The sequence below is a fragment of the Kribbella sp. NPDC023855 genome (assembly GCF_040639475.1).
Taxonomy (GTDB): domain Bacteria; phylum Actinomycetota; class Actinomycetes; order Propionibacteriales; family Kribbellaceae; genus Kribbella.
On sequence record NZ_JBFAAA010000001.1, the window covers coordinates 122,269 to 145,699 of the forward strand.

Genomic DNA, 23,431 nt, shown 5'->3' on the forward strand with positions numbered 1-23,431 from the left:
TCACAGGTGCCGTGCGGTCGCCGCGATCGCGAGGTCGGCTAGAGCCTTGCGGGAGGTCTCGTCGTCGATCGGGGCGCGGTCGAGCGCGTCAAGGGCGTCCTCGGTGCGTTCGGTGATCAGGTCCTCGCACGCCTGGACCGCGCGACTGTCCTGCAGGATCTCCCGGAGCAGCTGGATCTCGTCGTCGTCCAGATCAGGCCGCCCGAACAGCCGGTCGAACTCGACCAGCTGCACCTCCGACGCGTGCTCCACCGCGTACGCCGTGAGCACCGTCCGCTTGCCCTCGCGCAGATCGTCGCCGGCCGGCTTCCCGGTCAGCGCCGGATCGCCGAAGACCCCGAGCAGGTCGTCCCGCAACTGGAACGCCTCACCCAACGGCAGCCCGTACGCCGACAACGAGTCGATCAGGTGCTGCCCGCCACCACCCAGAGCCGCCCCGATGTGGAGCGGCCGCTCGACGGTGTAGGTGGCCGACTTGTACCGCAGTACGCGCAGGGCTCGGTCCATGTCCGCCTCACCCGACGCCTGCGCGACGAGGTCGAGGTACTGCCCGGCCGTCACCTCCACGCGGACGGCGTCGAAGAACTTGGACGCGCTGGCCAGCGAGGCGGCGTCGAAGCCCGACGTGTGCATCATCTCGTCGGCCCAGATCAGGCACAGGTCCCCGAGCAGGATGGCCGCACCGATCCCGAACCCGACCGGGTCGCCGCCACTGCCGCTCTTCTCCGACCGGGCTCGTTGCAGCGCCTCGAACCGCCGGTGCGCGGCCGGTGCGCCCCGGCGTACGTCGGAGGAGTCCATCACGTCGTCATGGACGAGGGCGCTGACATGCAGCATCTCCAGGCTGGCTGCCGCCTTCAGGATCGGCTGCTGCTCGGGATCGCCGCCCGCTGCCCGGAAACCCCAGTAGCAGAAGGACGGACGCAGGCGTTTGCCGCCGCTGGTCGCGTCCCGGGCCGCCTGAACCTGCTCCTCGAGCTCTGGTCCGATGGCGGCCAGTCTCTCCTGCTGGATGTCCAGGAAGCTGGTCAGCGTGCGCTGGATCTCGGTCGGGATGTCCGCGTCGGCATACACGTCTCGGAGAGTAGTCGGTCCGGGCGCCGTCGCCCACGCCCCGGTAGCCTTGACCGCATGGCAACCGGTCTCCCGTCCACGCTCCCCGGCAACACGCCGACGATCCGTGAGCTGCTCGCGACCGGCGAACCCTCCTTCTCGTTCGAGTTCTTCCCGCCCAAAACTCCGGAGGCCGAGGAGGTGCTGTGGCGCTCGATCCGCGAGATCGAGCAACTGCGGCCGACCTTCGTGTCGATCACGTACGGCGCCGGCGGCACCACCCGCGACGGCACCATCCGGGTCACCGAGCGCGTTGCCCAGGACACCTCGCTGACGCCCCTCGGGCACCTGACCTGCGTGTCGCACTCGCGCGACGAACTGCGCTCGGTCATCGGCGCGTACGCCGGTTCGGGTGTCCGCAACGTGCTCGCCTTGCGGGGTGACCCGCCGGGCGGCCCGTCGCAGCCCTGGGTCTCGCATCCCGAAGGCCTGAACCACGCGGTCGAGCTGGTGGAGCTGGTGAAGGAGCTCGGCGACTTCTGCGTCGGCGTCGCGGCCTTCCCCGACAAGCACCCGGAAGCAAGCGACCTCACAACCGATGCCCGAGTCCTCGCGGCGAAGGCGGCCGCGGGTGCCGACTATGCGATCACCCAGATGTTCTTCGGCGTCGACGACTACTTCCGCTTGGTCGACCGGGTCGCGGCGCTGGGCTGCGACATTCCGATCCTGCCGGGCATCATGCCGGTGACGAACCTCAAGCAGATCCACCGGATGGCCGAGCTGACCGGGATGGCGCTGCCGACGGCCGTCACGGATCGGCTGCACGCGGTCGGGGACGACCCGGCGGCGGTCCGGTCGGTGGGCATCGACATCGCCACCGAGCTGTCCGACCGGCTGCTGGCCGGCGGTGCGCCGGGCATCCACTTCATCACCTTGAACCGGTCGACCGCGACCCGCCAGGTGTATCGCAACCTGCAGTCGACCGTGGTCTGAGGACCGGCCTGCAACCGACGGTGGGTTGACCAGAGCTGCGGCCGGGCGCCGGCGGCGGTCGACGCCCTATCCTGGGCCGATGGCTGATCCGTCCGACCTCCTGATCGACCGCACCCTGGTGCTGCTGCGCCACGCGAAGGCGGTGCCGCCCGAATCGATGCCCGACCTCGACCGGCCGCTGGCCGACCGCGGCCGGGCCGACGCCGCCGCGGCCGGCCGCTATTTGGTTGCCCAAGGCATCGAGGCTGACCTGGTCCTGTGCTCGCCGTCGATCCGCACCCGGGAGACCTGGCAGTACGCCGCGGAGGCCGGCGCGATCGCCACCGACATCTGGTACGACCGGCGCATCTACAGCGCCGGTACCGAGGAACTGCTCGATGTCATCCACGACGTCCCGGCCGAGCTGCGGACCGTGGTCATCGTCGGCCACGCGCCCGGCATCCCGTGGCTCGCGGACGAGCTGGCCCTCGACGGCACCAGCCCGAACCGCGTCGAGCTCACCCAGAAGTACCCGACCTCAGGCCTGGCGGTGCTGCACCACACGAGCCGCTGGGCCGACCTCGCTCCTGATGAGGCCGACCTCGTCGACTACGTGATTCCGCGCGGCTAGCTCGGCAACCAGCGGGTCGTGCTGTTGATGGTGACCATGCGCTGAGTGGCCCGGGTCAGGACGACGTACAGGGCTCGGACGCCGCCGAGGGTGTCGCTGACGATCCGGTCCGGCTCGACGACCACGACGGCGTCGTACTCGAGTCCCTTGGAGTCCAGGGGGCTCAGTGCGACCACGCGGGGGTCCCCGAGTTCGGTGAGGACCGGGTCGATCACCGGGCGCAGCTTGGGCGGCACGATGACGCCGACTGTGCCCTCGACCAGTTGGAGCAGCTCACCAGCCGCGTCGGCTGTTGCCTCGGCGACCTTGTCCGCGTCGAAGATCCGGTGCTCGGGCTCCACGCCGGTTTGCCGTACTGCGTTCGGCAGGTCGGCGTCCGGGATCTGCTGCCGGATCACCTGGCCGGCGAAGGAGTAGATCTCCGCCGAGTTCCGGTAGTTGGTCGACAGCCGGAACGTGTGCCGCTGCAGGTGCGACAGCATCGAGTCCATCGCGGCACGCGCCTCGGCCGGGTCGGGCCAGGAGCTCTGCGCAGGGTCGCCAACGATCGTCCAGCTCGCCTGCGGACCGCGGCGCGTCACCATGCGCCACTGCATGGGGGAGAGGTCCTGTGCCTCGTCCACCAGCACGTGGGCGTACTCGTCCGGCTCGTCGGCGTCTGCTGCCGCCACTGCACGGGCACGTCGCTCAGAGGTCGTCAGTACTTCGTTGACCCCGTCCGAGAGCCCTTCGAGCCAGTCGAACTCCTCATCCTTGCCCGCCTCGACTACTGGCGGCCTGCCGAGCAGTGTGCTGAGCTCGTCGAGCAATGCGACGTCCGCAATGGTGAATTCGTCGGTACTGCGAATTGCCGCCGACAGCTGGTCGATCTCGGCCGGAGTGAAGTCACCCCGCCCCCATCGCTGTGCGCGCCGGGAGTCGCCCAGCCAGCGCAGTACGGCGCCAGGGGTGAGTACTGGCCACCAGGCGGCGAAGAACGACTTGAAGGCGGGCAGGTCCGTGGCGATGTCGCCGAACGACTCCCGGTCGCCGTAGACGCCGTTGCGAAGGTCGTCCGGGAACCGCTGCCACAGGGCGGCCACTAGCCCCTTGCGGGCTTCAGCAGCGGCCCGGTTGCGAGGCGTGCGCCGCAACGCGTTGCGGCGGACGTTGTCGAGCTGGTTCGCGTCCAGCTCGACGGTGGCGCCGTTGACGAAGATCCGCAGGCTGGTGGGCGCATCGGGCACCCGGTCGCGGGCTGCTCGCGAGAGCAGGCCACGCATCCGCAGCGAGCCCTTCACGGCGGCTACGTCGGCGTCGTCGACAGCAGTCGCCCGTACGCCGTCCACGAGCTCGCCCACTGCCCGCAGCGAGACGGTGTTCTCGCCGAGGCTCGGGAGGACCCGCTCGATGTAGGCCATGAAGGCCGCCGACGGGCCGACCACCAGGACGCCGCCGCGCTCGAAACGCCTGCGGTCGGAGTACAGGAGGTAGGCGGCTCGGTGCAGTGCTACCACTGTCTTGCCGGTGCCAGGGCCGCCGCCGATGACGGTGACGCCGCGGGCAGGTGCCCGGATCGCCTCGTCCTGCTCGGCCTGAATGGTGGCGACGATGTCGCGCATCGTGTGGCCACGAGCCCGCGACAGGGAGGCCATCAGTGCGCCTTCACCCATCACGGGCAGGTCGGCGGGAGCGCGGTCCGGAGCCAGCAGGTCGTCCTCGAGCCCGGCGATCCGCGGGCCCTTGTTGCGCAGTACGCGGCGCCGGACGACCTTCAGCCGGTCGGTCGCGGTGGCACGGTAGAACGGCTCGGCCGCCGGGGCGCGCCAGTCGATCACCAGCGGCTCGTACTCGGCGTCGCGGACGCCGATCCGGCCGACGTACAGCTTCTCCAGCTCCGCCGCGGCCGCGACCGGCTCGGTCTCGTCGCCCTGGTCGGAGTCGAGCCGGCCGAACACCAGGCCTTCGTGCTCGGCGTCGAGCTCGGCGATCCGGCGGGCGGCGGCGAACACCAGGACGTCGCGCTCGTAGAGGCCGGTCTGCTCCTCGTCGCGGACGCGGCCGACGTTCTGCGCCTGACCGCGCTGGTGCCCTTCGACCGCGATCCGGGAGGCGGACCGGGCGGCCTCGGCGACTCGGGTGTAGACCCGGTCGACGTGCTGCTGCTCGGCCTCGAGCTCAGCGCGCTCGACGTTCTCCAGATCGGTCGATGTGGGGGTTTGATCCACCGGGGTCCTCTCTACTGCCGGGCCCGCCCATCTGTGAGTTGGTCCCGGCACGGAACACATGAACGATCAATCTTAGTGCGCCGTGATCAAGCCTTGCCGACCGCGTCCGCGACGATCGCCGCACCGAGAGCTGTCGCCGGTACGCCGACGCCCGGGTGGGCGCCCGCGCCTACGCAGTACAGGCCCTTGATCGGGGAAATGTTCGAGGCCCGTCGCCTTGCGGTCTTGTAGCCCTCCCAGGCGACTCCGGCCCACCAGGAGGGGGAGGTCTGCCTCGAAACCACCTTCTCGCGGATGTGTAGACCACGAGCCACCAGGAGGTCCAGTACGTCGTCTGTGGGGTAGCCGTGGACCAGTACCGACCACGCCTGGTGTCCGGCCGGTGCCTGGCCGCCAGTGCGAACCACCACCGTCGGGCTGCCGTGCAGGACAGTCTCGAAGGGCAGGGCCGGTACTGGCTCCCGCAGGCCGAGGTGGACGACGTACGCCGCCTGCGCCTGATGGGTGGAGAGCACCTGGCGCCGGACCTTCTTGGCCTTCGTGTCGTCGACCAGCTGCCCGTAGAGGTCCCGTGGATCGATGTCGCTGACCACCACGTCGGCCGGCAGCGTCTTGCCGTCGGCCAGCCTGACTCCTGTCACCTGGCCGTGGTTGGTGTCGACTCCGACCACCTCTGTGCCGGTGTGGACGTCGATGCGGCGCTCGCTGGCTCGTTGCGCCAGGGCGTCGGCCAGTACTCCGAATCCGCCCTCGATGGTCCAGCGGCCGAACGTGCGCTCCAGGTAGGACCAGACCCCGACATAGCCGGGGGTGAGCTTCGGGTCGGAGCCGTGCTGGATGGCGTAGTACCGCAGTACTGCGCGGGCGCGTTCGTCGTCGAGGCTGCGCTGGGCTGTGCGCTCTAGCGACTGCCACGGCTTGAGGCTGCGGACGGCGGTCAGCGGCAGCTTGTCCATCAGCGGCGGCTCCAGCGAGGCCTTGCGGAGGATCTGCCAGGTCTCGCCGTACTTGTCGACCAGTGCGGTCCACTGCTGCGCCGTCTTGTCGTCGGCGAGGTTCGTCCAGGCCTCGAGCTGGGCGGCGCGATCTCCGACCGGCAGGTCGAGCACTGATCCGTCACCGAACAGGTGCCGCCTGGGTTCAGTGATTGGCTCCAGCTGGGCCAGGCTCTCGATCGGGCGGCCGCTCTTGCGAAACAGGTCGCGCAGGGCGGCCGGCAGCGTAGTACTGGCTGCTCCTGCGTCCCAGGAGAAGCCGTCGGCGTCAACCCGGCCGAGGGCGCCGCCCAAGCGGTCGTCCTTCTCGCAGACGGTGACCTGGTGGCCGAGCTTGGCCAGCCGTACGGCGGTGGCGAGACCGGCTAGGCCGGCCCCGATGACGATCACGCGGGCCATCAGACTGCACTGCTCCCCGTTGCTGGATTGCTTCGTTTCTCGCGCCAGGCCCGGAACCTGGCCAGTCCCCGGCGGATCGCGCGGAACGCGAAGTACACGGAGACGAGGCCGATCAGCAGCAGGCTGGCGGCGATGATCAGGGCGGCGGTCGGGTGGAACGCGGCGAGCGTGACGACGCCGGCGACGGCCACGTCCTCGCCGGACGAGGCGGCGATGTTGGTGACCGGCTCGGGGGAGGTGTTGATCGCCAGCCGCAGGCTGGACTTCACCAGGTGGGAGACCAGCGCGACCACGCCGCCGGTGGTGGCGATCACCGCCTGGTGGAGAGTGCTGGCCTCGCCTGACAGCAGGGCGGCCAGAATCGCGCCGACGGTCGGCCGGATCACCGTGGAGATGGTGTCCCAGGCCGAGTCGATGTACGGGATCTTGTCGGCGACGAACTCGAACGCGAACAGGACGCCGGCGGCCATCAGCACGCCGTTGCCGGTCAGCGCGGTGGGGATGTCGTCGACATCGGCGAACCGGCCGAGCAGGCCCAGGATCAGCACACAGGCGTAGGCGTTGATGCCACTCGCCCAGCCCGTCGTGAACGCCAACGGCAACGCTTCCATGACCCCTCACCTGTTGTCAGAATCGAACACTCTGACCTCAAAATTGGTTAACCGTTGACATCGCGAACTCCTCGACCCAGAGTGAACGGGTTGCCGGTCCGCGTGACCGTCGTCCCCTCAGGTCAGGGAGAACTGAACATGCGTCGTCGTCCGAAGATTCTCGCCGCACTCGCAGCGGTAGCGCTGCCCATCAGCATGACCGGCGTGTCGTCTCTTGGTCCACCCGCGGCGACCGCCGCCAGTCCAGGGCCGGCCTCCGCCGCGGCGGCCGAGGCGTTCCGTGCCGCGTCAGCGAAGTACGGCGTACCGGAGTCCGTGCTGATGGCTGTCTCCTATGCGGAGACCCGCTGGGACGACCATCAGGGCAAGTCGAGCACGTCGGGCGGCTTCGGGCCGATGCACCTCACCGCGGCTCCTCCCGGCACGATGGTGGACCGCTCGACCGGCATGAAGCTGGCCAAGGGTGAGTCGTTGCTGACGCTCTACAAGGCGGCCGACCTGACCGGAATCGACCCGGTTGCACTGCGCAACGACACTGCGGCCAACATCGAGGGAGGCGCCGCGCTGCTGGCGTCGTACCAGCGCTCGATGGACCTGCCTGTCGGCGCTTCTACCTCTCCTGCTGACTGGTACGGCGCAGTGAGCACCTATTCCGGTGCCGCAGACCGCACTAGCGCCGCTGCCTTCGCAGACGACGTCTACACGATCCTCGCCCGCGGTGCTGCCCGTACTACGAACACTGGGCAGCAGCTGGTCATGCCTGCGGTCAAGGTGACGCCTGACAAGTCTCAGCTGGCCAAGACCGCGCTGCCGGCCGGTCCGGCGCGCAAGGCGGCCGACGGTGCTGCGCAGTGTCCGACTGACCTCGCTTGTGAGTGGCTGCCGGCGCCGTACCAGCTCAACGGCACCGACGGCGACTACGGCAACCACGACAAGGCGAACCGGCCCAAGACCGGCAAGATCGACTACATCATCATCCACGACACCGAGGGTGGCTGGCAGGGCACGCTCAACATGGTGCAGGACCCGACATACGTGTCCTGGCAGTACACGATGCGCTCGTCCGACGGGTACACCTGGCAGCACGTGAACTGGAACGACGTCGCCTGGCACGCCGGCAACTGGTACGTGAACATGCACAGCATCGGGATCGAGCACGAGGGCTTCGCCGCCCAGGGCGCGACCTGGTACACCGAGGCGCTGTACCGCAACTCGGCCAAGCTGGTGAAGTACCTGGCGAAGCAGAACAACATCCCGCTCGACCGGGCGCACATCATCGGCCACGACCAGGTACCGGGCACGCTGCCGACGACGGTCCGGGGCATGCACTGGGACCCGGGACCGTACTGGGACTGGGAGCACTACTTCGACCTGCTGGGCGCACCGATCTACGACCACCAGGTGTTCCCGGTGAAGCCGGGCACGGTCGTGACGATCAAGCCGGGCTTCGCCGACAACCAGCAGGTCATCACCAGCTGCACGACCGCCGGGGTGCCCTGCACGCCGCAGGGCTCGAACTTCGTCTACCTGCGCCAGGCGCCGGACGACGCTGCTCCGCTGGTCAAGGACATCGGTCTCCGGCCGAACGGCGCCGACAGCACCACACAGGTCTCGGACATCGGAGCACGGGCGGCTGCTGGTTCGCAGTACGTCGTGGCCGAGCGCTCGGGTGACTGGGTGGCGATCTGGTACCTGGGGGCCAAGGCCTGGTTCAAGAGTCCTGCCAGTGCGCCGGACGCCTTTGCCAAGCCGGGTCTTGTGGTGAAGCCGAAGGCCGGGAAGACGTCTGTGCCGGTCTATGGGCGGGCCTACCCGGAGGAGTCGGCGTACCCGGCTGGAATTCCCTACCAGACGGTGACGCCGCTGCAGTACTCGATCGGAGCGGGGCAGGCCTATCCGGTGGGTGACGCACTCATCGAGACGGACTACTACCGCGCCACGACCTTCGACGGGCAGCCGCCGACGGACCACGTGCAGGTGCTGGGCAAGGACCGCTACTACCAGATCTGGTTCGGCCACCGGATGGCGTACGTCCGAGCCGCCGACGTCGACTTGAGAGTGGGTCACTGACAGTTGTTGGCTGGTGATGAGGCCGTCCAGCATTTGCTGGACGGCTTCCTCGCGTCCCTGCCCGGTGTTGTGCCGTTGCGTGCCCTTTGGGTCCACGGATCGCTGGCCTTGGGGGATTTCCAGGCTGGGCGGAGCGATTTGGATTTGGTCGCCGTCCTCGACGGGCCGATCACGGATCCCGAGGCTTTGCAGGCCCTCCATCGCTCACTGGAGGCGTCGCATCCGTTGGCGACGGGCCTGCACTGCAGTTATGTCCAGGTCGATCAGCTGGCCGATGCGTCGCGGCCGCATCCGACCTGGGCTCAGCAGCGGTACTTCGAACGGCCGGTGGGCGCGGTCACCCGGCGGGAGCTCGAACTCGGCGATCTGAGTCTCTACGGGCCCGCGCCCACTTCCTTGCTTCCGGCAACTAGTGATGCCGAGCTGGTCGCGTTCATCCGGGACGACCTGGAGAACTTCTGGTATCCGGCCAGCGCGAAGCGGAAGCCGTGGCTGGCGGACATCTGGGTCGACCTCGGCCTGATCACCGTCGCCCGAGCCAGAGTCACCCTCACGGATGGGCGCCTCATCACCAAACGCGAAGCCCTGGACCTCCTACCGTCGCTCGGCGCCCCGCTGTCCGTAGTACAAGACATCACCCACCGCCGCTACAGTCCCGCTGCCGCTGGGGCCGCTTCCGCTGCCGTTGGGGCCGCTTCCGCTTCTGGCAGCGCGCCAGCTTCGGGCGGCGTGCTGTGGCCCGCCCGGCGTGGTTTCCTGGCGCGCCGCTTCGTCCGCTCTGCCATCTCCGACCTCTTGCGCTAGAGCAGGTCAGGTGTGCCGCTGGGTGAGGTGCACCTCGACCTCCTCGCCTGCCTGGCTTTTGCCGATCTGCTTGCAGATGGCAACGCGCAGCGGCATCCAGTGCGGCCCGTCACCCGAAGGCATCAGCGTGGCATCGAACGGATGCCCGTCGATCGTCCCGCTCACCCTCACCGCGCGTCTCGTCCCGAGCACCTCGGCCGAGTCCGGCACGGTCAGGAACGTGGCGAACGCCCCGTCCTTCTCCAGCGCCGCGACGAACGCGTGATCGAGCGATCCCTGTTCCTTGGCCATCTGCCGGCTCCCATCCGTCTGTTGACTGGGCCACCGTGGCCCGGTCAACAGATGAGACTCCCGCCGGCCGCGGGAATCATCGCTCCGGTCAGCTTTGGTTTGTCAGTTGACGGTGATCGGGGTGCCGTCGGTCAGCTTGAGGAGCTCGGAGTACGTGGTCGGGAAGACGGAATGCGGGATGCCGGCAGCAGCCCAGACTTCGGCGTACTGGTCGAGGCTGGTGTCGACCAGTGTGCGCACCGGGCGCGGATGCCCGACCGGCGCGACGCCACCGATCGCCTGTCCGGTGTGCTCCTTCACGAACTCCGGTGTTGCCCGGCGCAGTTTGCCGATGCCGAGCTCCGCGGCGACCTTGGCCGTGTCGACCCGATGCGCGCCCGAGGTCAGGATCAGCACGGGGGAGCCGTCGCCGTCGAAGATCAGGCTGTTCGCGATCGCGCCGACCTCGCACCCGAGTTCGGCTGCCGCGGCGGCCGCCGTCGGCACCGCGTCGTCGAGGATCTTGATCTCGCCGGTGGCACCGGCCGCTGCCAGCGCGTCCGCCACCAGTTGGACATTGGGATGAGTGCTCACGGGCAAGATCCTATTTCTCGTAGATGCTGATCAGCTTGCGGTACACAGCCGGATTGCTGAGTACGTCGGTGTTGTCGGCGAACTGGTCGATCGCGCCGACCAGCCCTGGGAGTTCATTGACCCGCGCGTCCCTCACAGCCGCCAGACACGCTGCCACGAACCGCCCGGCGCCTAGCACCATCGCCGGCCGGTCGAAGTACTGACGCGGCACCGGATCGACCGGCTCGGTCAACTTCAACTCGTTGTGCCGGAGCGCGACCTTCTCGTACGCCGTCGTCAGCGCCCGCTCCCGATCGGCCAAGGTGTCCGCGGCCAGGGCGTGCTCGAGATCGCGATCCAGGCCATCCGGATGGCCGAGGCGCGCGAACGCAGTACCGAGCCACTTCGTGTAGGGCGCGTAGCTGCGGTCCATCAGCAACGCGAGTCGCATCAGATCGCGCGTCAACCGCGCCGCCACGACCCGCGAACCGAGCTCGTCACCCACCTCTGAGGCCCGCTGGACAAACGCCTCCTCCTGAGCGATCCGGGACCACTGACAACCCAGAATCCAGAGCCACAGGTCATCGGGGTACCAGCGGAGCGCATCACGGACGACCTGCAGACGGCCGTCATCGGCGTACACGGCACCGGCCACGACTCCGAGCAACTTCTGCTGCGGCGTCACCAACCAGTCGTGGAGACTCAGATGCCGCCCGTTGAGCACCCCAAGCTCTTCCTCGAGCCAGGCGTCAACGGTGGTCACCGTGACGTGGTGCACCGGCTCCTGAGCGTCCCAACCGAACCGCACGGCGTACCCCCGGTACTCCGACGGCAGCCCACTGTCGATCGCCCTGCTGACCCGATCGACCTCATGCGCATCCACAAACACATGCAGCCGAGGCCCCCACCCGTGGTCGGTCGAGCGTGCCGTGTCATACCCAAGAACGTCCGACCCCCACCCGAGCAACCCCGCCGCGTAAGGCGTGTGTCCCAACAGCGGCCGCACAACCTCCTCATGAAACCCCGCCCCGACCTCCCGAGCCGAAACAAACGCGGCTGGCTCCGGCGACGAGGGGGAGTCGCTGGCCGGCGTCATGGGGCTGACCCTAGTTCTGGGTGTGGACCGGCCACACCCGGTTTTCGGTGCGCGGACGCTCAGGCCGGCGCCAGCTCCGCGGCGCCGAAGGAGACGTTGAAGCGGTCGCACCAGATCGAGACGCTGCGCAGCGCGGTCAGGTCGGCGTCCGGCGGGATGACGTAGTTCTGGTTGCCGGCGTTGCCTTTGAGCTTGCCCAGATTGAGGTAGTTGCCGTCGTCGAAGACGTGCCAGCCGCCTTTGCCCGCGACGACCTTGGCGTCGGTGAGCCAGACCTTCAAGTCGGGGCCGTCCGAGGTGGCCAGGCCTTCCAGGCGCAGTACTCGCGAGCCGTTGGGCAGCTTGAGAATCGAGGCGGTCCCGCTCGTGTCGTGTTCGTGGCTGATGAAGCGACCGGTGGCCACGCGCTGAGGCGCGGTGGGCTGAGTTGCTGTCGAGCCGGTCTCGGGGGTCTTCGCCGGGGGAGTGGCGGGGGTGTTGCTTCGCTCGCCAGAAATTGTCGGTGGTGCCGACGAGGATGTGGTCATGGAGATCGGATCGGCGCCCGGGAGCGCTTCGTCGACCACCTTGCCGGTGAAGAGCCGCCAAGGCTGGAAGAGCGGCAGCGCGACGGCCGCGACCACGGCGGCGACTGCCACCGTGACGACGGCCAGGGTGCGGCGGCGGGTTCTCGGCATCGATCGTCTCCAGTTCTTCGGTCGGCCGGTCCGGCCGATGGATTCAGTCTGGCCGACCCGGTGCGCGCCGCGAGTGCTTCGGCGCTTACGGCCCGTTGACGTTTGTCGGCGGGCAGGGTTACGCTTTCAGTGTTCGAACAGATGTTCGATTGCCGCAGTGCCGGACTCGTCGGGAGGCCGGCCGGGGGTGATCGGAGCAGCTGAAGGACTCCGGTGCGGAGTTGCGGCCGCATCGGAAACCGGTGGTCCCGGTGGGCCGGGCGCCGAGGTGGACCTCGACCCCCACCTCGCGTCCACCCACCGGGCCGCTGACCAGGGGAAGAAGTTCGCGCACAGGAGGCGATGCAGCATGTGGGAGTTCGACGAAGCCGTTGAGGTGCGTTCAGGCGTCGTGGACGGCATCGAGGCTCCAGAGCAGTTCCTGTGGCGTGGACGGCTGTGGATGGTCTGTTCGATCGAGGCCCAGTGGGTGGAGACGGCGGCCTGGTGGGAGCGCGGCGTCATCGGCTCCGGTGTCGGAGCCGCGGCCGCGACCGCCGTCGCGGGATCATCCGCGGCCGTTGGTGTGTTGGACGCGGATTGGGGGCCGCAACGGGCGGTCTACCGCGTGGAGGCAGGGTGCGGCCGGCATGGCCGGCGGGAGATGTTCGATCTCGCGCACGACCCGGACTCCGGACGTTGGCAACTCGAGAGGGTGACGGACCGATGACAGTTTCACCGGTTTCACCGGCGGCCGCGGGATCGGCCAGCCGCGATCTTTCCCGGGCCCGTACTGCGCTCGCCGAGGCCCGCGAGGCGGACGACCACCTGATCCGGTACTCGAGCGCCCACGTGGCCGCGCTCCGGGTTGCCGCGGCGGTGCTCGCCGTCCGCGCCCGCCCGGTGCGCTCCGGCCCTCGTCGCCGCGTCCAGCGCAACGCCTGGGTGTTGCTGTCCGAGGTGGCGCCCGAGTTCGGTGAGTGGGCCTCCTTCTTCGCAGCCGGCGCAGCCCAACGCGCTGCCGCGGAAGCGGGCCTGGAGCGAGCCGTCACAGTCCGCGAGGCCGACGACCTGATCCGCGCCGCCGAGACCTTCTACGAACTAGTCGAGTCCAGCCTCAACCTCACCACCCAGCCCGTACTCCCCGCAGCATCCGACCCCCAATCAGTCCTAGCCCAACCCTGGATGCAGGCCAGCTAACCCGCCCACATCCCCCCAAACGCAGCGCCCGCAGGCCCCCCGTCCTGCGGGCGCTTGCCCATCCCCCCACCCCGAACCCACGAGCCCCTCATCCGGTCCACGCCGCGCTCCCGCGAGTCCGATCCGGTCCACGCCGCGAACCCGCGGCTCGCCCGCTCGCCCGCTGCCGCGCTCGCTCGCCCGCATGCCGTTGCCCGCCGCTCGTCCGGCGGCCTGCCGCCCGCCCTCGCCTGCTCGCCGTCGGCAACCTCCTCCGAGCCGTCCCCTTCAATTGCTGGCCTGGGTGGTGGTCGGGTTCGGCGGGCCGACAAGCAGGGCTCATCTGCTCGCCCTCGCCCGCTCGCCCTCGCCCTCGCCCGTCACCCGCTCGCCTCGGCGAGCTCCTCTGAGCGGTGCCCATCACCTGCTGGCCGTTTGGTTCCGCAGGTCGACGGGCAGGGCATCACCTGCTTCTGCTCCACCTGCTTGTGCGTGGACTTGTTGGCCGGCGCAGCCCGCCGCCTGCGTTCGGCGGCTCTGGGGCGTGCTCGGCTGGAGGTTCTTGGATGTCAGCGCTTTCGTCTGGTCATGGGGGTTGGTCTGGCCGTGCGTGGTTCGAAGTGGACGGGCAGAAATCGGGTGTTCGGGGTTGGGCGGGCTTAGGGTCGGGTGGGTGACTGGGGGTGTGCCGATTCGGGGTGTGGGGATTTGGCGGTGGGTGGGGCGGGATGGGGATTTGGTTGGGGCGGGGGAGCGGGTGCCGTTGGAGGGTGGGCGGACGGCGCCGGTAGTGGAGCGGGTTTGTGTGCGGTACAGGGTGGCGGGGGCTGCTGGGATTGACGAGTTCGACGTGGTTGCCAAGCGGGCTACGCCGGGCGAGGTGGCGGCGCTGGAGTGTTTGGGTGTTGTGGATCCGGTCTTTCCTCGGCTGATCGACTCGGGCGTGGACGATGACGGGCACTGGATCGTCGTACCGTTCGAGCCTGGTGAGCCGATTGGGTGGACTGTTGAGCCGCCGGCAGTTGTGTACGCCGCGCTCGCCCGCCTTCATCTGCGGCATCTTGGGCGCGTTGACGAGCTTCCGGGACAGCTTCCCCGAGTTGACGATGAGTTCCTTCGGATGACCTTCACGGGGTTTGCGCCGAGCGGCATTCGCCATGCTGCTCGGGAGGCGCCTCATCCGGTGCAGGATCGTGCGCTTGAGTTGCTCGCCCGATTCGCCGATGACGAGCGGCTGCGCGCCGGCCTGGAAGTCCTCCCCGCAACGCTTCTCCACGGTGATGTGCATGGGGACAACGTCATCGCGTCAGCTCCAGAGGCGGCTTCCGGCGGGTCGGTGCGGTTGATCGACTGGGGGAGTGCTCGTGTCGGGCCCGCCATGCTCGACGTGATGTTGGCTGCGGGGCCGGCTGGCGTGGCGGCGTACGGGGAGGCTTGGGCGTCAGCGAGCGGTACTGCGATGGATGCCTGGCAGTTGGCGACTGGGCAGGCTTGGGCTACTGCTGTGAGCAATGCGATGTTCGTCGGTGCGGTGGCTGAGCGCTCCGCGGAAACGGCTGATCTCATGCTCGACGAGGCAGAGGTGGCCATCGACCGTCTCGGTAGGCAACTGTCGCGCCGTCGCTGAACGGCAGTGGTGGTGAGGTGGGCGGGCGCCCGGCAAGTAGGGTGTGGCTCGGATGGTGTCGTAGTCGAGGAGGGCTTCAGGATGGTCGACCGACGTCGGCGCTCGGTGCGAACGGCGCTGGTCGCCGAGGCTCTGCGAGTGGCACTTGCGGGCAGGGCGCGTATCGATCCCGGGGCAGGTCTGGACATCGTCGACCTCGGCGGTGGTACCGGCGGTTTTGCTGTACCGCTGGCGGTTGAGGGACACCGCGTCACCGTGGTCGACCCCAGCGCCGACGCGCTCGCGTCGCTTGAGCGGCGAGCCGCTGACGAGGGTGTGAGCAAGCTCGTCCGTGGGGTGCAGGGCGATGCGGCCGAGCTCTCGCAGGTTGCGGGAGAGTCGAGCGCCGACGCTGTTCTCTGCCACGGCGTGCTAGAGGTCGTCGACGATCCGGTGCAGGCGTTGCATGCAATGGGATCGGTACTACGGGAAGGCGGCGTGCTGAGCCTGTTGGTTGCCCAGCGCAACGCCGTGGTGCTGGCGCGGGCGCTGGCCGGTCACCTCGCCGAGGCGCGGGTCGCGCTTCAGGATCCGGACGGTCGGTGGGGTCCGAGTGATCCGATGCCGCGCCGGTTCGACGAGGCGGGAATCATCGCGCAACTCGCCGAGGCGGGCTTCATGGTGCACACGGTGCACGGCGTCCGCACCTTCGCAGACCTGGTGCCGGCCGCCTTCGTGGACTCCGAACCGGGCGCCCCCGAAGCCCTGGCCGAACTAGAACGAGCCGCCAGCCAACACCCAGCCTTCCGAGCGCTAGCCCCTCAACTCCACATCCTCGCCACCCGCTAGCCCTCCAGTACGACGCCGCGTTCCGCGCCGTCGAGGCGTCCTCCGCAGTCATACGAAGTCGCCGAGAGCCAGTCAACCGCCCGGCGACCAGCTGCCCACGGCGCTTCGCATCCAGCCGTGCCCGGGCACTCTCTCGACCCGCGGATGCGGGTGAGGCAGGGCGCAGGCCAGGCGCCAGACGAGAGGCCGTGTCAGAGCGGCATCCACGACGCATTGCTGCACGCCTGCGAGGGTGACTACGTCGGCGACAACCTGCCAAACTCGCGAAGCCAACTCGGTGCGCTGTGGCATGGCGTTGCAGGCGGCCTGCTGTCGGCGAATAGCCTCGCCCGCTCGCCCGCTCGCCCGCTCGCCCGCTCGCCCGCTCGCCCGCTCGCTCGCTGACCGGCTGCCCGCCTGCCCGCGCCTCGTGCGCAGCTCGCGCGCCTCGGGCTGTGCGGGCTGGGTGGCTGCAGGGCTGGGGGCGAGGGGTCTGGGGCAGGGCTCGAGCGGGGACGGCTGCGGAGCCAGGATGAGAGCCACGGGCGGGTTCCCCGGCCGTGGCTACGGGGTGAGCTGGACGGCGTGAGGCGGAGGTCTGCGGAGAGGGCTGCGCGGCTCGGGTGGCTGGCGGGGACGGGAGGCGGGGCTAGGAGGTCTGTGCGAGGGCTTAAGTGGGGACGGCTGTGGGGGTGAGTGAGGCGCCGGGTGGGAGGTCGGCGAGTGGGGAGATCGGGGGTGGGACGGATGGTGGGGACAGGGGGCTGCGGGGGCTCGAGCGGGACGGCTGCGGGTGGGGGTGAGGTGTCGGGTGGGAGGTTTGCGGGAGGACTTGTGTGGGACGGCTGCCGGGTGACTGAGGTGCTGGGCGGGTGCGGAGGTGGGGTGAGGCGGGGTGGCGGGAGATCTGGGGGTGGGGCCGGGGTGAGGGGTGGGTGGTTACTGGGTGTGGTGGGGGTGGGTGGGGTGGGTTAGGGGGCGGGGGAAATGAGGGGTGAAGGGGTGGATACGGGGTGGAGTTGTGGGACCGTGACGCGCGGGACAGGCGGTCAGGGTTTCGTGGACCGCATGGTCGGCCTAGACTGGACTCGGCCTATCGAGATCGCGCTCACCATGGAGGGATCGACGGTGCCCCTCTCGGAAGAAGAGCAGCGCCAGTTCGAGCAGCTCGAACGCGCCCTCGCTGCGGAAGACCCGAAGTTTGTTTCCGCCATGCGAGGGACCAATGTGCGCTTGTACTACAAGCGCCGGGCAGTTCTTGCCGGCGTTGGATTTGTGCTGGGCATCGCGATACTGATGACCGGCGCGATCATCCCCAACACCATCATCGGAGTGATCGGCTTCGTCGTGATGGTCGCCTGCCTGTACATCGCTGCGCTGAGCATGAAGCGGATCAGCAACGCGAGCGACGGCGACGACCTACCGCCGCCTCCGCCGCCGCAGTCCAAGCGGCACCGGACCAGGCACGACTCGTCCGGTAGCTTCATGGAGCGGATGGAAGACCGCTGGCGCCGTCGACGCGACGAAGACCTCTGAGCGCCTGATCTCAGTACTACGAACCACACCCGCGCGCTGCGCCGGGTGTGGTTCTGCATTGCCCTGTACTACGAAGCGCCGCCGGGCCGCCGCTGTCGGCTGACCCGCGGATGACGGCAGACGCAGACGGGCGGTTCAGGAATGCGCGGGTTCAGGAAGGCGCGGGCCCTGCGGCAGCGGGCTCTGAAGCTACTGGCCCTGGGCTGGCGAACAGCAGCAGGCACGCGCCGCTGTTGCCGGATGCAGCGTGGTTGTAGATCAGCAAAGCAAATCGGCTGGAGGCCAGTGCCTCCAGCCGATTTGCTGTGTGCGGTGCCTAGCTGGCGTGCCGGCCTGCTCGTCGCGGGAGGACGGCTGTGCGGAGGCGGGCCAGGAGGAGGTCGAACTCGTCCAGGAGGTCGGAGGCCTCGGAGCTACCTCGGTTGAGGTACCAGCGCCACGATGGCGGCAGCATCCGTGCCCGCCAGCGACGGATGAAGCGGGCATCGGCCCACAGTGCCTTGCGAACCGCCTCGGCATCAGCGCGGAGATCTGGGAAGGTGTCGTCCTTGCCGGCGTACCGGATGGCTTCGACTCCGCGAGCCAGGCGCAGCGCGGCGGGCTGGGTTTCGGCCGGCACCTTCGTGACGAGCCAGTCGCCGAGTTGGCGCGGAGTGGAGATCTCCGACCACTCCAGGCCGAGGTCGCGGGTCGTGTCTCGGACTTCTGCCCACAGTCCTTCGACGCCGAGGCGGCTGGGCGGCCGGCTGAACCGGCGGCGCCTGGTGAGGACTCTGATCAGCCAGGGAACGCAGAGCAGCAAGATCGCGGCCAGCGTCAAGCCGATGATCTTGCCACCGCCGTTGGTGAACCAGTTCCCGCCGCTGGTCGCTGCGAAGCCGGTGTCGTCGGGGAGGTTGCGGCCCTGGTTCGGCTTCGGGGCCTCGGTCTCGATGGTCGCGCCAGGTGTCGTGGGTGCCGTGGTCGGCGCGGTGGTCGGGCTGGTCGGGCTGACGTTGAGCGGGTTGGTCCAGTTCGGCGTACTCGCGACCCGGGCCGACGGGGTCGGCTCGAAGCGGACCCAGCCGGAGCCTTCGAAGTACAGCTCGGGCCAGGCGTGCATGTCGTGCATCTTCACGACGTGCTCGTTGTCCTTGACCGGCTGGCCGGGGAGGAAGCCGATGCCGACCCGTGACGGGATGTGGAGAATGCGGGCCATCAGGGCCATGCCGGTCGCGAACTGTTCGCAGTACCCGGTCTTGCTCTCGAGCAGGAAGTCGGACAGCGCGCGCATGCCGCTCTCGCTGTCCGTCTCGGTGCTGTAGGTGAACTCGCCGGACCGGAACCAGTTCTGCAGCATGGCTGCCTGCTGGTAGCGGTTGCCCTTCGCGTCGGCGGTGATCTGCTGGGCCAACCTGACGATCCGTTCGTCGAGGCGCCGGGGGAGCTGGCTGGTGACCTGGTCGGGCTCGCCGCCACTGACGCTGTCGTTCAGCTCCTGCGCGGTCGGCTGCAGGTCGTACCAGGACAGGTTGTAGTCCTGGCCGCCGACGGTCTGGCCGTTCGTGGAGACGATGTCCAGCGTGCTCGCGTCGTAGCGCCAGTTCTTCTTCAGAGAGATCGAGCGCACCGGGTACGGCACCGGCGCGTACGGCGAGCGGAAGTTGCGGCTGACCTCGATCTTGAGCTTGTGCTGTGGCAGCTTGCTGAGGTCGCCCGTGTAGCCGGGCGGCCCGCTCAGTGCGCCGTCGCCGATCTTCTGGCCCTCGGTCCTGGGGGACATCTGCCAGGTGTTGCCGTCGAAGAGATCCAGTGCGGTCAGGCGCAGGTAGACCCCGCCGGTGGGGCCGCCGGTGTAGGTCAGCGCGGTGACGTTGTCGCCCCGCTTCAGGTTCTTGCCCATGTCCAGCATCGGGCTGCCCGCCGAGATGACGGCGCCGGCGCCCGAACCGCTGCCACCGCCGGCCAGGCCGTTGCCGATGACGCCTTCAGGTAGCGAGGGGATCAGAGCAGGCAGGAGCGCGGCCAGTGCGACCACGCTCAGACCGATCCGTCGTCCGGCCTGTCCTAGCGCAGATGCCTCGATGGGCTCGGCAGCGTCGAGGTGCGAGACGCCGGAGATGCGGCGGCCCCAACGGCTGAGTCTGGTGCGCCCCTCGGCTGACAGCAGCACGATGTAGCCGACGGCCGGCGGCACGAAGAGCAGAGCCGGCAGTCCACCGTGCACAGTCGCGGCAGGCACCGTGTACATGGTCAGGAGCAGCAGACCGGCCCAGGCAGCCTGCCTGATCTGTACTGCGACCAGGTGGATCAGCAACCCCGCAGCCGAGATCACCGAGGCCGCGAACAGCAACAGGTGCGACTCCGGCGGCAGCGGCGCGCTGTAGCGGTTGATGGAGTCCATCGCGTCGACCATCTGGCCGTTGAACGCGAGCGCGGTCTCCCGCCACGGCACGATGCCGAACCGCAAGGTGTCACGCAGGAAGAACAGCGAGATGAGCTCGACCAGCACCAGGAGCTGCACGACCGGTACTACGAGCCGCGGCGCGCGCCAGTTCTGCAGCAGGATCCCGACCCCCGTCACGGCTCCACAGAGGAAGGCACTGATGAACAGGAAGGGCCCAGAGAAGACCGGCGTAAGCACCAACGCACCAAGCACCGTCGCCACCCACGCGGCGATCGAGATTCTGACGTGGCCGGTCATGGGGCCTCCCGGTCTGGACTGAGGAGCGGAGGGAGCGAAGCGACCGGAGTGACGAGGGAAGACCGGGAGTTAAGCCCCATGACCCGCCGAGCCGGAGGCGAGGCCAATAGCACTGTCATGCGATCCTTCCGCTTCTCAGTCCGAGGGTGGACCACACGGTGGGGAGATGGTCTCCGCGGTGGACTCTGGCTACTCGCCAGCCGTTGCGGCGTAGTTGGTTTTCGGTGGCGTCTGTGGCGGTGGTGAGGCGGGCAGCCTTTTCAGTGCCCTCCGCGCCTACAGACCAGCTTGCCCCATCGAGCAAGAGCGCCACCCCGGTCGCCTGGCTGGTCCGCCAGCGGTTCAGGGCGGTGATGTCGTCAGTACTGCACGCGCCGAGGATCGCGACCACCAGGCTCGGCTCCTGGATGTGCCGGTCGACCGTGAGCAGCGGGCCGATCTCGGCGTACTTGTGCTCCTCCACCGTGGCGCACTCGGTCAGCAACTGCTGAGCACTGAGCGGCTGGTGAACAGCCGTCGAGCTGCGGTGGGCGATCGCAGACAAGGTGGTCGGGCCGCCCAGCAGGGTCGTGACGTAGCCCCGGCGGATCCGGTCGGTGCCGACCGAGGCGGCCGCGCTCACCGCCCACTCCAGGCTCGACGACGGACCATGGCCGTGGTGCGAAGTGGTGCGGGCATCCAGGAAGATGGCGCACCGGCTCTGCCAGGGCTGCTCCTCCCGCCGCACCATCAGCGAGCCGCGCCGCGCGGTCGACCGCCAGTGCACCCGGCGCAGGTCGTCGCCGTCGCGGTACTCGCGAACAGTCGCGTCCTCTTCACCCGCAGACGCGATCGCCCGCGGCCGGTTCTCCCCGGAACCCGCGCGATCAGCACCAAGCCGTACTTCGGGCAGCTGGTAAACGCGTGGCGTCACCAGCAAGTGCTGACTGCGGGTGAACGTCCTGCTCGTCTCGACCAGCCCGAACGGGTCCGCCACCGTGAGCATCAGCGGCCCGACCTGGAACAACCCCCGGACGTCGGACTTCACCGGGTAGGTGACGGTCCGCTTCCAGTTCGGGCTGACCCGGTCGACCACGAAACGCGGCCGGTGTCCCAAGACATAAGGAATGCGGTCTTCGAGCAACAGCAGTCCGGCCGGCATCCGGCCCTGGTTGGACAGCGTCAGCTCCACCGTCGACGGAGTCCCGACCGGGACCTGGTCCGGAGCCAGAGTGCGCCGTACCTGCAGGCGCAGTCGGGTCCGGCCGACGACAAGTGCTGCCACGAGCGGCAAGGCCACCAGCAGGATGCCGACCCGCAGCAGGTCCTTCTGGCCGAGCAGTAGCGCACACAGAGAAGCAGTGATCCCGGCTGCGACGAACGCCCGCCCTCGGGTGGTCAGTCCGCGCAGTGCCTGCCGCATGTCTCAGTCCCGACGAGCACGGGGCAGCGGCACGGAGGCCACGAGCCCGGAGATGATGTCGGCCGCACCACGCCCACCGAGGTGAGCTTCGGCGGCAGGCAGTACCCGGTGAGCGAGGACTGGCACTGCGAGCTCCTGGAGGTCGTCCGGCAGGACGAACTCGCGCGAGTCCAGCGCGGCAGCGGCCCGGGCAGCCCGGACCAGGTGCAGCGTGGCGCGAGGGCTCGCACCCAGCCGCAGCTCCTGCGACCGTCTGGTCGCACCGACCAGCGCGACGGCGTACTCCTTGACTGACTCCGACACGTGCACCGAATGCACCGTCTTCACCAGCCGGAGGATCTGCTGCCCGTCGGTGACCGGCTGCAGGTTCGCCAGTGGCTCGGCGGCCGCGTGCCCGTCCAGCATCCGCAGCTCGGCGGCCGGCTCCGGGTAGCCCATCGACAGCCGGGCCATGAAGCGGTCGCGCTGCGCCTCGGGGAGGGGATAGGTGCCCTCCATCTCGATCGGGTTCTGCGTCGCGATCACCATGAACGGCGCCTCGAGCTGGTACGTCGTGGTGTCGACGGTGACCTGGCGCTCCTCCATCGACTCCAGCAGCGCGGCCTGCGTCTTCGGCGAGGCGCGGTTGATCTCGTCACCGACGACGATGTTCGCGAACACCGCGCCGGGCTTGAACTCGAAGTCGCGGACCTCCTGGTTGAACACCGACACGCCGGTGATGTCCGACGGCAGCAGGTCTGGCGTGAACTGGATCCGGCGCACGGTGCAGTCGATCGACTTCGCCAGCGCCTTGGCCAGCATCGTCTTGCCGACGCCCGGCACGTCCTCGATCAGCAGGTGTCCTTCGGCGAGCAGCACGGTGACGGCTACTTCGACGACATCGGGTTTGCCCTCGATCACAGTCTCGATGGCTCGGCGGACCCGTCCCGCCACCTCCGTCAGCTCGTCGAAATCCATGGCCGAGCTGGTCGCGGTGGTGCTCACCCTGAGTCCTCCCCATTGGTTGATGGCCGACTCATTCTGACCCGGCGCGGGGGTCGGGCCTAGATCTACGCGCTTTTCGTTACCAGGCGTTTCGGCGTTCATCAAAAAGCCCCTCACCCGTTGTTGCCGGTTCGTGACCTCCAGCGTACGGGGGAGCGAAACGGGGCGAATCTGGTTGACGGTGGGGCAAAGTGGAGTAAGGTGGAGCGCAGTGGTACTGAAATGGTGGACAACAAGCTCGACCTGAGACGGAGAGTCCGCAACGGGGAGGTGGAGCGATGTTCCTCGGAACTCACTTCCCCAAGCTCGACGACAAAGGACGGCTGTTCCTGCCGGCGAAGTTCCGCGACGAACTGGCTGACGGTCTGGTGATCACGCGTGGGCAGGAGCGGTCGCTGTCCGTGTGGCCCGAAGCTGAGTTCGTACAACTGACCGAGCAGTTGAAGCAGGCCCCGATCACCAACAAAGGTGCCCGGGACTACCTGCGGATGCTGTTCGCCGGCGCCTCGAACGAGGTGCCGGACAAGCAGGGCCGGGTCACCATCCCGCCGATGCTGCGCGATTACGCAGGACTGGATCGCGACTGTGTCGTCATCGGGGCGATGAACAGGGTGGAGATCTGGAACACGGAGAACTGGAACAGGTACTCCGCGGAGCAGGAGCAGGCATTCGCCGACCTGTCCGAGGAGGTACTGCCCGGCATCTTCTGAGCAGCCCGCGATGGCGCCGGACGTCCGGTGAGATCACGGGTCCGACTTCCGAGCTCGCGTGTTGGCGTCACTTCCCCGGCGCCAAGACGACAGCTACTTCCCCGGAAGGCGTACCCGCGATCTGACCGGACGAACTCGCTCCACCTTCCTCCACCTGGGGGACCCG

21 protein-coding genes are annotated in these 23,431 nt (G+C 68.7%); 10 read left to right on the plus strand and 11 right to left on the minus strand.

The annotated features are described in order from the left end of the window. The gene (locus tag AB0F51_RS00545) at positions 1–1,074 is read right to left on the minus strand and encodes a polyprenyl synthetase family protein (protein ID WP_360271828.1); all 1,074 of its coding nucleotides are present in this window, start codon (positions 1,072–1,074) and stop codon (positions 1–3) included. Between the two features lie 57 nt (positions 1,075–1,131). Between AB0F51_RS00545 and metF the strand changes: the two genes are divergently transcribed. Next, complete coding sequence (gene metF / locus AB0F51_RS00550; RefSeq protein WP_360271831.1) at positions 1,132–2,046, plus strand: methylenetetrahydrofolate reductase [NAD(P)H]; 915 nt, start codon at positions 1,132–1,134, stop codon at positions 2,044–2,046. A gap of 79 nt (positions 2,047–2,125) precedes the next feature. After that, positions 2,126–2,656, plus strand: a complete 531-nt coding sequence (locus tag AB0F51_RS00555; protein ID WP_360271834.1) for a histidine phosphatase family protein — start codon at positions 2,126–2,128, stop codon at positions 2,654–2,656. On the opposite strand, the gene AB0F51_RS00560 is transcribed toward AB0F51_RS00555, so the two are convergent. The 3 genes from AB0F51_RS00560 to AB0F51_RS00570 all read right to left on the minus strand — a co-directional run bounded on the left by AB0F51_RS00560 (position 2,653) and on the right by AB0F51_RS00570 (position 6,868). Continuing rightward, positions 2,653–4,863: a UvrD-helicase domain-containing protein gene (locus AB0F51_RS00560; RefSeq protein WP_360271837.1), complete on the minus strand. Its 2,211-nt coding sequence runs from the start codon at positions 4,861–4,863 to the stop codon at positions 2,653–2,655. The two genes, AB0F51_RS00555 and AB0F51_RS00560, sit on opposite strands and share 4 nt — an antisense overlap. Before the next feature lie 86 nt (positions 4,864–4,949). Continuing rightward, the gene (locus AB0F51_RS00565; protein ID WP_360271840.1) at positions 4,950–6,257 is read right to left on the minus strand and encodes an NAD(P)/FAD-dependent oxidoreductase; all 1,308 of its coding nucleotides are present in this window, start codon (positions 6,255–6,257) and stop codon (positions 4,950–4,952) included. Further along, positions 6,257–6,868 carry a DUF4126 domain-containing protein gene (locus AB0F51_RS00570; RefSeq protein WP_360271843.1) on the minus strand — a complete coding sequence of 204 codons (612 nt, stop codon included), beginning with the start codon at positions 6,866–6,868 and terminating at the stop codon, positions 6,257–6,259. Before AB0F51_RS00570 ends, AB0F51_RS00565 begins: the two co-directional genes overlap by 1 nt. Before the next feature lie 138 nt (positions 6,869–7,006). Here AB0F51_RS00570 and AB0F51_RS00575 point away from each other — a divergent pair, with 138 nt between their 5' ends. Further along, positions 7,007–8,938 carry an N-acetylmuramoyl-L-alanine amidase gene (locus tag AB0F51_RS00575; RefSeq protein WP_360271846.1) on the plus strand — a complete coding sequence of 644 codons (1,932 nt, stop codon included), beginning with the start codon at positions 7,007–7,009 and terminating at the stop codon, positions 8,936–8,938. Between the two features lie 6 nt (positions 8,939–8,944). Further along, positions 8,945–9,742, plus strand: coding sequence for a hypothetical protein (locus tag AB0F51_RS00580; RefSeq protein WP_360271849.1), 798 nt, complete (start codon positions 8,945–8,947; stop codon positions 9,740–9,742). Between the two features lie 6 nt (positions 9,743–9,748). On the opposite strand, the gene AB0F51_RS00585 is transcribed toward AB0F51_RS00580, so the two are convergent. The 4 genes from AB0F51_RS00585 to AB0F51_RS00600 all read right to left on the minus strand — a co-directional run bounded on the left by AB0F51_RS00585 (position 9,749) and on the right by AB0F51_RS00600 (position 12,358). Beyond that, positions 9,749–10,033: a DUF1905 domain-containing protein gene (locus AB0F51_RS00585; RefSeq protein WP_360271851.1), complete on the minus strand. Its 285-nt coding sequence runs from the start codon at positions 10,031–10,033 to the stop codon at positions 9,749–9,751. 102 nt (positions 10,034–10,135) lie between these two features. Next, positions 10,136–10,606 carry a YbaK/EbsC family protein gene (locus AB0F51_RS00590; protein ID WP_360271854.1) on the minus strand — a complete coding sequence of 157 codons (471 nt, stop codon included), beginning with the start codon at positions 10,604–10,606 and terminating at the stop codon, positions 10,136–10,138. A 10-nt stretch (positions 10,607–10,616) separates the two neighbouring features. Beyond that, on the minus strand, positions 10,617–11,468 hold the full coding sequence (locus AB0F51_RS00595) for a DUF4037 domain-containing protein (RefSeq protein WP_360271857.1): 852 nt from the start codon (positions 11,466–11,468) through the stop codon (positions 10,617–10,619). Between the two features lie 272 nt (positions 11,469–11,740). Continuing rightward, positions 11,741–12,358 carry a DM13 domain-containing protein gene (locus AB0F51_RS00600; protein WP_360271860.1) on the minus strand — a complete coding sequence of 206 codons (618 nt, stop codon included), beginning with the start codon at positions 12,356–12,358 and terminating at the stop codon, positions 11,741–11,743. Positions 12,359–12,626: 268 nt separating this feature from the next. Here AB0F51_RS00600 and AB0F51_RS00605 point away from each other — a divergent pair, with 268 nt between their 5' ends. From AB0F51_RS00605 to AB0F51_RS00625, 5 genes are all read left to right on the plus strand, one after another. Further along, positions 12,627–13,067 (plus strand): DUF6504 family protein, encoded by a 441-nt coding sequence (locus AB0F51_RS00605; protein WP_360271863.1) that lies wholly within the window; start codon positions 12,627–12,629, stop codon positions 13,065–13,067. Beyond that, positions 13,064–13,537 (plus strand): SAV_6107 family HEPN domain-containing protein, encoded by a 474-nt coding sequence (locus AB0F51_RS00610; RefSeq protein WP_360271866.1) that lies wholly within the window; start codon positions 13,064–13,066, stop codon positions 13,535–13,537. Before AB0F51_RS00605 ends, AB0F51_RS00610 begins: the two co-directional genes overlap by 4 nt. A 784-nt stretch (positions 13,538–14,321) precedes the next feature. Further along, positions 14,322–15,143 carry an aminoglycoside phosphotransferase family protein gene (locus tag AB0F51_RS00615; RefSeq protein WP_360271869.1) on the plus strand — a complete coding sequence of 274 codons (822 nt, stop codon included), beginning with the start codon at positions 14,322–14,324 and terminating at the stop codon, positions 15,141–15,143. An 81-nt stretch (positions 15,144–15,224) separates the two neighbouring features. Then, positions 15,225–15,971 (plus strand): methyltransferase domain-containing protein, encoded by a 747-nt coding sequence (locus AB0F51_RS00620; RefSeq protein ID WP_360271871.1) that lies wholly within the window; start codon positions 15,225–15,227, stop codon positions 15,969–15,971. A 1,047-nt stretch (positions 15,972–17,018) separates the two neighbouring features. Continuing rightward, positions 17,019–17,486: a DUF3040 domain-containing protein gene (locus AB0F51_RS00625; protein ID WP_360274529.1), complete on the plus strand. Its 468-nt coding sequence runs from the start codon at positions 17,019–17,021 to the stop codon at positions 17,484–17,486. Positions 17,487–17,802: 316 nt separating this feature from the next. Here AB0F51_RS00625 and AB0F51_RS00630 read toward each other — a convergent pair whose 3' ends face one another. The 3 genes from AB0F51_RS00630 to AB0F51_RS00640 all read right to left on the minus strand — a co-directional run bounded on the left by AB0F51_RS00630 (position 17,803) and on the right by AB0F51_RS00640 (position 22,528). Then, on the minus strand, positions 17,803–20,169 hold the full coding sequence (locus tag AB0F51_RS00630) for a DUF3488 and transglutaminase-like domain-containing protein (RefSeq protein ID WP_360271874.1): 2,367 nt from the start codon (positions 20,167–20,169) through the stop codon (positions 17,803–17,805). A gap of 115 nt (positions 20,170–20,284) precedes the next feature. After that, positions 20,285–21,571 (minus strand): DUF58 domain-containing protein, encoded by a 1,287-nt coding sequence (locus AB0F51_RS00635; protein WP_360271877.1) that lies wholly within the window; start codon positions 21,569–21,571, stop codon positions 20,285–20,287. Between the two features lie 3 nt (positions 21,572–21,574). Beyond that, entirely contained in the window at positions 21,575–22,528 is a 954-nt protein-coding gene (locus AB0F51_RS00640) for a MoxR family ATPase (protein WP_360274531.1), read from the minus strand. A 305-nt stretch (positions 22,529–22,833) separates the two neighbouring features. Between AB0F51_RS00640 and mraZ the strand changes: the two genes are divergently transcribed. After that, positions 22,834–23,265, plus strand: coding sequence for a division/cell wall cluster transcriptional repressor MraZ (gene mraZ, locus AB0F51_RS00645; RefSeq protein WP_360271880.1), 432 nt, complete (start codon positions 22,834–22,836; stop codon positions 23,263–23,265). Positions 23,266–23,431: the final 166 nt, after the last annotated feature.